9 protein-coding genes, 1 tRNA gene, 2 rRNA genes and 4 pseudogenes (1 of these 16 only partly in view) are annotated in these 11,897 nt (G+C 55.4%); 12 read left to right on the plus strand and 4 right to left on the minus strand.

All coding sequences use genetic code 11. The features are described from left to right. The 3 genes from OAN307_RS00120 to OAN307_RS00130 form a co-directional block, all read left to right on the plus strand. A 23S ribosomal RNA gene (locus tag OAN307_RS00120) occupies nucleotides 1-1,621 on the plus strand (it extends 1,230 nt beyond the left edge of the window). A gap of 111 nt (nucleotides 1,622-1,732) precedes the next feature. Further along, nucleotides 1,733-1,847, plus strand: a 5S ribosomal RNA gene (gene rrf, locus OAN307_RS00125). Between the two features lie 64 nt (nucleotides 1,848-1,911). Continuing rightward, nucleotides 1,912-1,988: transfer RNA gene (locus tag OAN307_RS00130), tRNA-Met, on the plus strand. A gap of 461 nt (nucleotides 1,989-2,449) precedes the next feature. Here OAN307_RS00130 and OAN307_RS00135 read toward each other — a convergent pair. Both OAN307_RS00135 and OAN307_RS00140 read right to left on the minus strand, forming a co-directional pair. Beyond that, the gene (locus OAN307_RS00135; protein WP_015497868.1) at nucleotides 2,450-2,734 is read right to left on the minus strand and encodes a hypothetical protein; all 285 of its coding nucleotides are present in this window, start codon (nucleotides 2,732-2,734) and stop codon (nucleotides 2,450-2,452) included. Then, nucleotides 2,735-3,421, minus strand: coding sequence for an IS6 family transposase (locus OAN307_RS00140; protein ID WP_044044368.1), 687 nt, complete (start codon nucleotides 3,419-3,421; stop codon nucleotides 2,735-2,737). 88 nt (nucleotides 3,422-3,509) lie between these two features. Between OAN307_RS00140 and OAN307_RS27545 the strand changes: the two are divergent. The 4 genes and pseudogenes from OAN307_RS27545 to OAN307_RS25655 form a co-directional block, all read left to right on the plus strand. Beyond that, nucleotides 3,510-3,638 (plus strand): annotated as a pseudogene (locus tag OAN307_RS27545) (IS5/IS1182 family transposase); the annotation flags it as partial. 51 nt (nucleotides 3,639-3,689) lie between these two features. Continuing rightward, a pseudogene (locus OAN307_RS00145) lies at nucleotides 3,690-4,340 on the plus strand (IS5 family transposase); the annotation flags it as partial. 16 nt (nucleotides 4,341-4,356) lie between these two features. Continuing rightward, nucleotides 4,357-5,226, plus strand: coding sequence for an ATP-binding cassette domain-containing protein (locus tag OAN307_RS00150; RefSeq protein WP_015497870.1), 870 nt, complete (start codon nucleotides 4,357-4,359; stop codon nucleotides 5,224-5,226). Nucleotides 5,227-5,354: 128 nt separating this feature from the next. Further along, a pseudogene (locus OAN307_RS25655) lies at nucleotides 5,355-5,492 on the plus strand (transposase); the annotation flags it as partial. A 9-nt stretch (nucleotides 5,493-5,501) separates the two neighbouring features. Here OAN307_RS25655 and OAN307_RS00155 read toward each other — a convergent pair. After that, nucleotides 5,502-6,404, minus strand: a complete 903-nt coding sequence (locus tag OAN307_RS00155) for a sugar kinase (protein ID WP_015497871.1) — start codon at nucleotides 6,402-6,404, stop codon at nucleotides 5,502-5,504. After that, the gene (locus OAN307_RS00160; protein WP_015497872.1) at nucleotides 6,401-7,126 is read right to left on the minus strand and encodes a GntR family transcriptional regulator; all 726 of its coding nucleotides are present in this window, start codon (nucleotides 7,124-7,126) and stop codon (nucleotides 6,401-6,403) included. Before OAN307_RS00160 ends, OAN307_RS00155 begins: the two co-directional genes overlap by 4 nt. A 162-nt stretch (nucleotides 7,127-7,288) precedes the next feature. On the opposite strand from OAN307_RS00160, the gene uxaC reads away from it, so the two are divergent. The 5 genes and pseudogenes from uxaC (at nucleotide 7,289) to OAN307_RS31030 (ending at nucleotide 11,885) form a co-directional block, all read left to right on the plus strand. Further along, nucleotides 7,289-8,695 (plus strand): glucuronate isomerase, encoded by a 1,407-nt coding sequence (gene uxaC, locus OAN307_RS00165; RefSeq protein WP_015497873.1) that lies wholly within the window; start codon nucleotides 7,289-7,291, stop codon nucleotides 8,693-8,695. 25 nt (nucleotides 8,696-8,720) lie between these two features. Then, a complete protein-coding gene (locus OAN307_RS00170) occupies nucleotides 8,721-9,701 on the plus strand; it encodes a TRAP transporter substrate-binding protein (RefSeq protein WP_015497874.1) in 981 nt (326 codons plus the stop codon). A 60-nt stretch (nucleotides 9,702-9,761) separates the two neighbouring features. Continuing rightward, nucleotides 9,762-10,283 (plus strand): TRAP transporter small permease, encoded by a 522-nt coding sequence (locus OAN307_RS00175; RefSeq protein WP_015497875.1) that lies wholly within the window; start codon nucleotides 9,762-9,764, stop codon nucleotides 10,281-10,283. Between the two features lies 1 nt (nucleotide 10,284). Then, a pseudogene (locus OAN307_RS00180) lies at nucleotides 10,285-11,566 on the plus strand (TRAP transporter large permease). A 124-nt stretch (nucleotides 11,567-11,690) separates the two neighbouring features. Continuing rightward, nucleotides 11,691-11,885, plus strand: a complete 195-nt coding sequence (locus tag OAN307_RS31030) for a cupin domain-containing protein (RefSeq protein WP_408634923.1) — start codon at nucleotides 11,691-11,693, stop codon at nucleotides 11,883-11,885. Nucleotides 11,886-11,897: the final 12 nt, after the last annotated feature.

Below are 11,897 nucleotides of genomic sequence, written 5' to 3' on the forward strand. Positions count from 1 at the left end.
CAGAGCGTAGTGTGACATAATTCCATGCGTCTTTACCATCCTTCGGGGTGGATTGGACGCAAGGAATTTTCGATGAAGCCGGCCTGTGAGGGATCCGGTGGAGAGATCACTAGTGAGAATGATGACATGAGTAGCGACAAACAGGGTGAGAGACCCTGTCGCCGAAAGTCCAAGGGTTCCTGCTTAAAGCTAATCTGAGCAGGGTAAGCCGACCCCTAAGGCGAGGCCGAAAGGCGTAGTCGATGGGAACCAGGTTAATATTCCTGGGCCAGGTGGTAGTGACGGATCTCGAGGGTAGTTCATCCTTACTGGATTGAATGGGCTGCTTAGAGGTTCCTGGAAATAGCTCCACCATGAGATCGTACCCTAAACCGACACAGGTGGACTGGTAGAGAATACCAAGGCGCTTGAGAGAACGATGTTGAAGGAACTCGGCAAAATACCTCCGTAAGTTCGCGAGAAGGAGGCCCAGTTTCTACGCAAGTATTGACTGGGGGCACAAACCAGGGGGTGGCGACTGTTTACTAAAAACACAGGGCTCTGCGAAGTCGCAAGACGACGTATAGGGTCTGACGCCTGCCCGGTGCCTGAAGGTTAAAAGGAGGAGTGCAAGCTCCGAATTGAAGCCCAGGTAAACGGCGGCCGTAACTATAACGGTCCTAAGGTAGCGAAATTCCTTGTCGGGTAAGTTCCGACCTGCACGAATGGCGTAACGACTTCCCCGCTGTCTCCAACATCGACTCAGCGAAATTGAATTACCTGTCAAGATGCAGGTTTCCCGCGGTTAGACGGAAAGACCCCGTGCACCTTTACTACAGCTTCGCATTGGTATTAGACACAACATGTGCAGAATAGGTGGTAGGCTTTGAAGCAGGAACGCTAGTTTCTGTGGAGCCTCCTTTGAGATACCACCCTTGTTTTGTTTGATATCTAACCGCGGTCCGTTATCCGGATCCGGGACCCTGCGTGGTGGGTAGTTTGACTGGGGCGGTCGCCTCCTAAATAGTAACGGAGGCGCGCGAAGGTTGGCTCAGACCGGTCGGAAATCGGTCGTTGAGTGCAATGGCATAAGCCAGCCTGACTGCGAGACTGACAAGTCGAGCAGAGACGAAAGTCGGTCATAGTGATCCGGTGGTCCCGAGTGGAAGGGCCATCGCTCAACGGATAAAAGGTACGCCGGGGATAACAGGCTGATACTGCCCAAGAGTCCATATCGACGGCAGTGTTTGGCACCTCGATGTCGGCTCATCTCATCCTGGGGCTGGAGCAGGTCCCAAGGGTATGGCTGTTCGCCATTTAAAGAGGTACGTGAGCTGGGTTTAGAACGTCGTGAGACAGTTCGGTCCCTATCTTCCGTGGGTGTAGGATATTTGAGAGGAGTTGCCCCTAGTACGAGAGGACCGGGGTGAACGTTCCACTGGTGGATCAGTTGTCGTGCCAACGGCAGTGCTGAGTAGCTATGAACGGACAGGATAACCGCTGAAGGCATCTAAGCGGGAAGCCCCCCTCAAAACAAGATATCCCTGAGGACCGAGGTAGACTACCTCGTCGATAGGCCAGAGATGTAAGCGCAGCAATGCGTTCAGTTGACTGGTACTAATGGTCCGATAGGCTTGATTTGATCCAGTAGAAGCAAGGCAACTTGCCATACCGGACAATGAAAAGTCATACACATACCACGAACAGTAATGCTGACTTGGACAACGCCTGATATTGTGAATTCTTTTCTTGGTTTGGTGGTCATAGCACGAGTGAAACACCTGGCTCCATTCCGAACCCAGTCGTTAAGCACCGTTGCGCTGATGGTACTGCGTCTTAAGACGTGGGAGAGTAAGTCACTGCCAGACCTAGTAAAGAATTCCAATAACAAGCGTTTGTATCTCTCTTTCGATTTCGTCCCTATATAGGTAGCGCGGGATGGAGCAGCCCGGTAGCTCGTCAGGCTCATAACCTGAAGGTCGTAGGTTCAAATCCTACTCCCGCAACCAAATTATATAAGCAATATCAACGTGCTAACAGCCACCCTCGGGTGGCTTTCGGCGTTGGTGGTTTTTACGTGGAAGGCCCGTGGAAGATCGCGGGAGCAATAAATGACCGTGACGCAAAAGCAACGCATCTGAATGGGGCTGAAGCCAGAAAAACCTCAAGTGGTTAAGGGAGCGCATTGCAACGAGCACCAGCCATGTAGTAACGGCAGCTAGGGGCCGGAGGCGACGGCAGACAATTTAGACCGTTTGTGACAAGCGCTGCGTTGCGCACATTTCGACATGAGAAGCGGAGTGCGGTCATTCGCTGCGTTTTGCTCCAGCGGCAGCTATGCGCAGATAATGTACTTTGCAAAGTCGCGTGGACTGCCCTTAGCGGACATTCATTAATTTGCTAGATGTTGCAGTGCGGCTTTCCTACTCGAATATTCACACGCCTGGCCCCCCGATAAGGCCCCAGAAGGTTATAGCTTTAGCTTTCCTTGATCCACAGCTTCGATCACTTCGACAACATCATCCTCATTCTCAATTTCATCCAAAGTGCTGGGTATCCATGTCCCTAAAGGGGAAGCGGATGCAAACAACTGCCGATCTTGTTTCGAGAAATCTAGCAGCGCTCCAACAAAGCTCTTTGCTTCTGTTGGCAGCGAGCCAAATGATACATCGTCAACACTATAAGCCGCATGTTCTAAATTCGGTTCTGTCGCAAATTTTTCGGCAGGCTGACGAACAGTCTTCTTTGGACACAATTATGCTGCGAGGGCTGCGAACTGCTTGAATGCCGGGATGCCTGTTTGGGCTAGTTGGCCCTTGCGGATCATATGCGCAGTTTCGATCCCAGCCAATGTTGTTGCAGCAGAATGGAACGCTTTGAAGCCCAGCATTGGCCGTGTGATCCGCTTGATGAATCGATGATCCTGCTCCACAATATTGTTGAGATATTTAGATTGAAAGATACTGATAATCTGACCAGCTCCCGTGAATTTAAGGATGACATTGAGGCTTTGCAGGCCAGCCAAATTGGCACCACTCTTGTCGATCGCAATACGATCTGGAACACCGTTAGTGCCAACGGCGCGCTTGAAGAACCTTCGAGCGGCGCCGGTGTCACGACGCTTTGACAACATAAAATCAAGAGTTTCCCCTTCGCGATCAACAGCGCGGTAAAGATAGGTCCACTCACCACGAACCTTGATATACGTTTCATCCATTCGCCAAGAGACGGCTGTCGGTTTCTTTCTGGCCTGCGCGTTTGCAGCAATCAATGGTGAGAATTTCACCACCCACCGGTTCAGAGTGGCATGATCGATTTCAACGCCGCGTTCGGCCATGATTTCCTTTAAATCACGATACGAGACGCCATAACGTACGTAGAAAAATACAGCGTACAGGATCACGCTTTTGGGGAAGTGGTTCCCTTTGAAATCAATTTTCACAGTCAGTAGCTCACCCTCAAGAACAAAGGCCCGCACCTAACACAATCCAGCAGTCTCACCCAAACGCAAAAACTTTGCGACAGAACCTTTGAAACTACTCGGGCAGCGCCTGGCCGACCGAGATTTTGACCGGCAAGTTGCGGAAGTCCAAATCCGTGCCGCGATACTCAACGGCTTCACCACCCTCGGCATCCCAAACACCGTTACTGTAGGCTGAGTCCGTCAGGGGTCAGGGGAAGCACGCCATAAGGGCGATTTGTGCAACAAAGCCACGACTGGGTGCCAATGGCGCATGTTGCCCAACGACTTCCCGCCGGTGTCGACGGTGCGGAGTTATTTTTACGCGTGGCGCGATGATGGCTTTCTGGATCAGATGAACCGTAAGCTGGTGGAAATCGCGCGTTTGGCCGAGGGCCGTAAGGCCCAGCCAACCGCCGGGGTTATAGATAGTCAGAGCGTAAAAACAACTGAAAGTGGTGGGGTTAGAGGGTACGATGCGGGGAAACGGATCAAAGGACGCAAGCGCCATATCGTCACCGACACGGTCGGATTGTTGGTGGGCCTTGTGGTTCACATCGCCGGAATTCAGGATCGGGATGGCGCGCCCGATGTGTTGAAATCTATCGTCTCGCGTCATCCATCATTGCGGCATGTATTTGCAGACGGCGGATACGCAGGGCCCAAACTGCGGGACGCACTAAAAGTCCTCGGCCGATGGACCGTCCAGATCATCAAACGTTCCGATACCACAGAGGGCTTTGAAGTGCTGCCGCGCCGGTGGGTCGTTGAACGCACCTTCGCCTGGCTGAACCGATGTCGCCGCCTATCAAAAGATTGAGAAGAATCTATCGCGAGCGCAGAAGCTTGGATCCTCATCGCACACATTAGACGCGTCACACGACATCTCGCAAGGAACTGAAATCGCTCAAATAGTTTTGAATCAGACTCTAAGACAGTTTGGCCCTACACAGGATTTAGCTGCCATAGTGACTTTCGAACATCGCATTGCCGAGGCCCGTCTATCGACGAAGAAGGCGGCTGGGCTTTTAACTCGTTTGCGCGAAGGACGTCTGGCTTGGTCCAAGCAACTTAGTCATCGCGCGGTGGTCGAACATATTCGCGAACATATAGATGAACCTCCAAATAAGCCACGAGAGGAACTGCTGGTTAGTGCAATGTCGCGCCGGGCTCAAATGGAAGCTGCAGCCGAAGCGGTTCGTCAAGTCAAAGAGATAGCGAAGGCCGCGAGCGCAGATATTAGCTTCGAACTGGAAGAGTTTGACGCTGAGTACATCAAGCCCTTAGGATTTTTGATGTCACAGATAAACCAAGCGATCCTTTGCGATCCGCGCGTTGGTATTGATCTTGTTGTGAAAAAGAAAAAGATTGAGCAAAGTGCGGTTAAGAGTAGTGAGGTTCCGAAATCCGTTGGTGCGGTTGACCCCATTCTCGTACACAGTGAGGGGCAAATGGCAGCCCTTGCGGTCAGTATGCTGACTGCGGCGAACCTGACATTTCCTTGGTCACGATGGAAGGCACTTATTCTTGACGACCCACTTCAACACAATGACTCAATTCACTCCGCTGCGTTCGCAGACATGGTGGGGAATCTAGTCACAGCTGAAGGATATCAAATCCTTCTCTCGACCCATGATGTCGCACAAGCGGAATTTCTGCAGCGTAAGTTTCGCTCGCGCCGTATTCCCTGCACGACTTTGAATTTGCTGGGACTAGGAAAAGACGGAGTTAAGTGGTCGGTCAAGTCGTCTTCCTCCATCGAGGCTCAGGTAGCTTCGGCCAAATGATCACGGCTTACACACAAAGAAAGCTACAGAAATTGGGAGTATTGGCCTATGCTGGCATTGTAGTTGCCAAGCCTGATTGGCCGGTCTCGCTTTTGTGCCATCTTTGATACTCAATCAGATCGCAAAGCTACAAACGACGCAACCGTATCGAGCGGATGTTCGGTAGGATTAAAGACTGGAGACGCGTCGCAACCCGCTACGACAGAAGCCCAACGGTCTTCCTCTCCGCCATCATGCTCGCCGCAACCGTTATATTTTGGTTATGATTCCTGAGCCTAGGTGGCCTTCGCGACCAAAGCACCACGCGAACGGATAACTTTCCCAGCCAAGACTGCACCAGCCGCAGCCGCTTCCATCTCTGACGCGCCTTGCACGATTGCTGCAAGGTAGCCTGCGTTGAAGCTGTCGCCGGCTGCGGTCGTGTCGACCACTGCGGCGATCTTTTCAGGGCTGAGCGTTGTGACCGTGTTGTCCGCATGAATCAGGATCTCGGCCGGTCCGTTTTTGACGAGTACAGTTCGCGCACCCGCCTTCGCGTAGCGTGCGGCCGTGGCGAGGCTGTCGGTATCCCCAAACCATTCTGCTTCGTCTTCGTGGGACGGCAAACTGATTGAGCTCACTGCTGCGGCCTGCATGATCGCGCTGGTCATGTCTTCTTTCGACTTCCAAAGCTTGGGGCGCAAGTTCGGATCGAAGACCACAGTGCCGCCCGCTGCTTTGAAAGCAGCCAAAATAGCAAGGAAACGGTCGCGATCGCCTTTTGGCAAGATTGCGACGGTTATGCCGGAAAAAAAAGCGACATCCGCACCCATCAGGGCGTTTTCCAGAAGCGTATCGTCCTGTGCAAGCGTGCGCGCTGCGCTTTGGCCACGCCAATAGCTGAAACTGCGTTCGCCCTCGTTTAACTGGATTATGTAAAGCCCGACGGTCCAGTTGGGGCTGCGTGCAATATGGTCCGTGCCGATGCTTGCCTCTTCAAGAAAGTCAAGCATCTGGTCCGAGGCGCTGTCGGTTCCCACGGCGGAGAAATAGTCAACCTGATGATCGGTACCGAGAAGGCGGCGCAGATACCATGCGGTGTTCATCGTATCGCCGGCAAACCCCATTTTGTAGGTGCCGGCAACGTCCGTGGGGGCCATTTCCACCATACATTCACCGATTGCAAGGATACGTGTCATTTGGCATCGTCTGTGAACCAGTTGTGGTTCTCCGCCTTGATCGTGGCGATGAGATCATCGATCCGCGATAAATGCTGCGCAAAGGCCGCCGCCGCGTCATCGGGTTTGCGGTTGGTAATCGCGTCAAGGATGATCAGGTGTTCGTCAAGCGCGAGGCGCTGTGAGGTCGCGTCGAGGGAGAGCATGCGAATGCGGTCCATATGCGCCTTGCTGTCAAGGATCAGGTGCCAGACGAAGTCGACACCGGACTGAACGCAGATTTCCCGGTGGAATGCTTCGTCAAGGGCATGAAATAGGCGCTTGTCATTGGCCGCTACGGCGGCCCGTTGTTGCGCGATCAAGTCGTTCAGCGCTCCGATTCCTTCGCTGGTTATGACCTCGCACGCGGTGCGGCATGTGTGCACCTCTAGTGCGATGCGGATAAATTTGGCGCGCAGCACGTCGCGTTCTGAGATCAGGCTGACCATCGTGCTGGTTTGCGGGCGGATGATGAGGAAGCCGAGCTTTGCCAGACGCTTGAACGCCTCGCGCACCGGCTGGCGTGACACGCCCATTTTCTTTGAAACATCCGCTTCGGAAATCTTGGTTTGGGGTGGCAGTTCGAGAGTCAGGATGCGTTGCTGCAGAGCGTTGAAAACCTGATCCGAAACAGAGGGTTGCGGGGCGGGCTGGATGACCGGCAGCGACACTTCTTTGGTGTCGGATAAGGTTGTCTGCTCCATCACGTATTCCTCCTTCGACGTGCAAGTTATTCATGACAGTCTGGCGGATCGTGAGGTTAAGTGCAACTAGGATATTAGTTGACACAGTGATTCTGGGAAACTAGGATATTAGTTAGCTTTGCAGCACAGGAGGTGCGGCCAAGCGATCAAATGGGGGACACTATGCCGATTCTGGATGAAAACCGTCTGTTTCCGACGGACCCGACCGTTCGGGCCTTGGCGCGGGACCTGTACGAGGCGGTCAAGGATCTGCCCATCATCAGCCCGCATGGCCACACGGACCCGCGATGGTTCGCCGAGAACGCAGCCTTTCCCGATCCGGCACAATTGCTCGTCACCCCCGATCACTATGTGTTTCGCATGCTTCATTCGCAGGGGGTCGCGCTTGAGGATCTGGGCGTGCCGCGCGTCGATGGCGGGGTCATCGAGCAGGACGGCCGCAGGATCTGGCGTCTGTTCGCGGCCAATTACCATTTATTCCGTGGCACGCCGTCGCGCATCTGGGTGGATCACGCCCTGCAAGAAGTTTTCGGCGTGGATGAACGCCTGTCGGCTGCATCCGCCGATGCTATCTACGACCATATCGACGCAAGCCTGAAGACCGACGCATTCCGCCCGCGCGCGCTATTCGAGCGGTTCAATATCGAGGCGATTTCGACCACCGAAAGTGCAATTGACGATCTGACGTGGCACAAGATGATCCGCGACAGCGGTTGGAACGGCAAGGTCGTCACGGCCTATCGCCCCGATGCGGTCATCGATCCGGACTTCGACGGATTTGCCGACAACGTCGCCAAAATGGGCGAGATAGCAGGCGAGGATGCCACCATTTGGGATGGGTATCTTGCCGCGCACCGCAACCGTCGCTCGTTTTTCAAGTCGTTCGGGGCCACGTCGTCGGATCATGGGCATCCGACCGCCCGCACAGAAGACCTGCCCAAAGCAGAGGCGGCGGGGCTGTTCGACAAGGCCTTGCAGGGCAAATGCACACCCGAAGAGGCGGACCGGTTCCGTGGTCATATGCTTACTGAAATGGCGCGGATGTCGCTGGATGACGGGCTAGTGATGCAGATCCATCCCGGTGCGGTGCGCAACCATTCCACAGGCGTGCTGGCCAAGTTTGGCCGCGACAAGGGTTACGATATCCCGTCACGCACCGATTACGTCACCGCCTTGCGCCCGCTGCTCGACGCCGTGGGTGCAGAGGTGGGGCTGACCCTTATTCTGTTCACGTTGGACGAGACCTCTTATGCGCGCGAACTGGCCCCCATGGCCGGCGTCTATCCAGCGTTGCGCCTTGGCCCACCGTGGTGGTTCCACGACAGCTACGAAGGCATGATGCGGTTCCGCGAAATGGCCACAGAGACTGCCGGTTTCTACAACACGGTCGGCTTTAATGACGACACCCGCGCATTTTGTTCCATTCCCGCCCGCCACGATGTGGCGCGTCGGGTTGATTGTTCGTTCCTTGCCACACTGGTCGAAACCGGCCGGTTAGACAGGGACGAAGCACAAGAGGTCGCCCACGACCTCACTTACCGGCTTGCCAAGCAAGCATACAAGCTCTGATGAGCGTTTTCTGGGAAGAAAATTAATGACTTATACAAAAACTCTTGGTGCAGCCCTGCTGGCCAGCGTAGCGCTGACGACCAATGCCTTTGGTTGTGAGATCACGTTCAGGTCGTCCGACACCCACCCCCAGGGCTACCCGACAGTCGCTGCCGTAGAGGCGATGGGCGCACTGCTCGAAGAGCGCTCTGGCGGGCGTCTTTGCATTGAGGTCTTCCACTCTGCGCAGTTGGGCGAGGAAAAGGACACCATCGAGCAGACCCAGTTCGGTGTGATCGATATGAACCGCGTCTCTCTCGGGCCGTTCAACAACATCATCGAAGAGACGCAAGTGCCGTCTTTGCCTTACATTTTCCGCTCAACCGAGCATATGCACAACGTGATGGACGGTCCCGTGGGCCAGCAAATCCTTGACGCGTTCAGTGACCACGATCTGGTCGGTCTGGCGTTCTACGACGGTGGTTCGCGCAGCTTCTACAACTCCGAGCGTCCCATCAACTCGATCGAGGATCTGGCGGGCATGAAGTTCCGAGTGATGCAGTCGGATATGTTCGTGGACATGGTTGCGGCTCTGGGCGCCAACGCGACTCCGATGCCCTACGGTGAGGTTTACTCCGCTATCCAGACCGGTGTGATCGACGGCGCCGAAAACAACTGGCCGTCCTACGACAGCTCGGGCCACTTTGAAGTCGCGCAATACTACACGCTCGATCAGCACCTGATCGTGCCGGAAGTTCTGGTGATGGCGAAGTCCACGTTCGATGCGCTCTCTGCCGAGGATCAGGAACTGGTGCGTCAGGCAGCCCGCGATTCCGTTCCTATGATGCGTGATCTTTGGGCCGCCCGCGAGGCTGAGTCCGAGGAGCGCGTGCGTGCGGCCGGTGTCGAAGTCATCACTGACATCGACAAAACGCCGTTCATCGAAGCAATGGTTCCAGTCTACGAAAAGTATGTGACCTCGCCCGCATTGCAGCAAATGGTCCTCGACATTCAGGCGACTGAATAAGATCGCCTTCGGCCCGCCGCCCTGTGCGGCGGGCCGCACTCCGACATCCGAGGGATTGACATGCAGAAGACGATGGAAACGGTCGCGCTTTGGACAGGGCGCTTGGCACACCTTGCCCTATGGGCGGCAGGTACCGGGCTGGTATTAATGACCGCCCTCATCGCGGCGCAGGTATTTTGGCGTCACGTCCTCAATGACAGCATAGTCTGGACGGAACCCGCATCTGTGATGATTATGGGCTGGTTCATCTTTCTCGGTGCCGCGGTGGGTATCCGTGAAGGGTATCATCTGTCGTTCGATGTGGTGCTTTATGTGTTGCCGCACGGCGCGAAGATGGTGCTTTTTTCGCTTTCGGACATAGCGGTTGCTGGATTTGGCTGCGGAATGATCTGGTTCGGCTGGCAGTTGGCGGCCAAAACGGCAGGCAACATGTTGCCTAGCCTTGGCATATCTGGGGCCTATGACTTCGCCCCGATCGTGGCGGGCGGCCTGCTGATTGCCCTGTTCTCGGCAGAGCGTGTGTTCCGCCGTGCCGCCGGCCTGCCTACCGCACGTTTCGGCGACGATGCGGAGGCTGCGTAACATGGAACTTTACGTCCTTTTCGGCTCTTTCATGGTCCTCTTGCTCATGGGAACGCCAGTGGCCTTTTGCCTCGGCATTTCCAGCTTTGCGACGATCGCCTATCTGGGGCTTCCGCCGGTGGTGGTTTTCCAGCGATTGAACTCCGGCGTGTCCGTGTTCGCCTTGATGGCGATCCCGTTCTTTATCTTTGCGGGCGACCTGATGGTGCGAGGAGACATAGCCCGAAGGCTGGTGGCGCTGGCCGGTGCCTTCGTTGGCCATTTCAGGGGGGGGGCTGGGGCAGGTCAACGTACTGTCTTCAGTGATGTTCGGTGGTGTGTCCGGCTCTGCGGCGGCAGATGCCTCTGCCGTGGGCGGCCTAATGGTTCCGCAAATGAAGGAACGCGGATACGATGCTGATTATGCGGTCAATATCACCGTCGTCAGTTCGATCATCGCGCTGCTGCTGCCGCCGTCGCACAACATGATTATCTATTCGATCGCGGCCGGTGGGCGTATCTCTATCGCCGATCTGTTCACCGCCGGTATCATCCCCGGTTTCCTTCTGGCGCTGATGCTGATGATCGTCGCCTGGGCCGTTGCTGTGCGCAAGGGTTATCCGGTGCAGAAGTTTCAAGGCGTGCGCATGATCGGCACTTTATTCGTGTCCGCAGCCCCCGGTTTGATCCTTGTCGCGATCATTTTTGGCGGGGTCCGGTCGGGTATTTTTACGGCCTCTGAATCCTCGAACATCGCGGTGGTCTATGCGCTGCTGGTCACGTTCTTTGTGTACCGTTGCCTCAGCTGGAACGATTTTATCGAAGCGACGTTTGCCGCAGTGCGCACCACTGCGATGGTTATGATGGTCATCGGATGTGCGGCGTCGTTCGGCTGGCTTTTGGCCTATACGCGGGTTCCGGCCTCTATGGTGGCGATGTTGCAGGGGGTGTCGGACAATCCGATCGTGATCCTGCTGTTGCTGAACTTCGTGCTTTTGATCCTCGGTACGTTCATGGACATGTCACCGCTGATCGTCATTACCACGCCGATCTTCTTGCCCGTCGCCACCGCCTTCGGTGTCGATCCGGTCCACTTCGGGGTGATCCTGATCCTCAACCTCGGGATCGGGTTGTGCACGCCACCGGTTGGGGCTGTGTTGTTCGTGGGCTGCGCCGTGGGCCGTATTCCTATTGGGGATGCCGTCCGCACGATCTGGCCGTTCTATGGTGCCGCGTTCGCGACACTGATGCTTGTCGCCTACATTCCGGCGCTGTCGCTTTGGCTGCCATCACTGTTCCGATAAGGCAAAATATGACCTATCCTGTTGTTCCCGCCGATCCCGGTGTCACCCGTCAAGTTCTGGCCGAAAACCCCGATCTTATGGTCGTTGCGTTGCGTTCCGCTTCGAGGCGACGGCGGAAGGCAAGTTGCACGACCATCCCCATGTGCAGTCCACTTATGTCGAGGCGGGGTGTTTCACCTTTACGGTAGGCGACGTCATGCACGATCTGGGGCAGGGTGACAGCGTGGTGATCCCGTCAGGCGTGCGCCACGGATGCCTGTGCACTGAAGCTGGAACGCTAATTGATACCTTCACGCCCCGTCGCGACAATTTCCTTTAGACAGAAAGTCAT

It is taken from the genome of Octadecabacter antarcticus 307 (genome assembly GCF_000155675.2).
In the GTDB taxonomy this organism is placed as follows: Bacteria; Pseudomonadota; Alphaproteobacteria; order Rhodobacterales; family Rhodobacteraceae; genus Octadecabacter; species Octadecabacter antarcticus.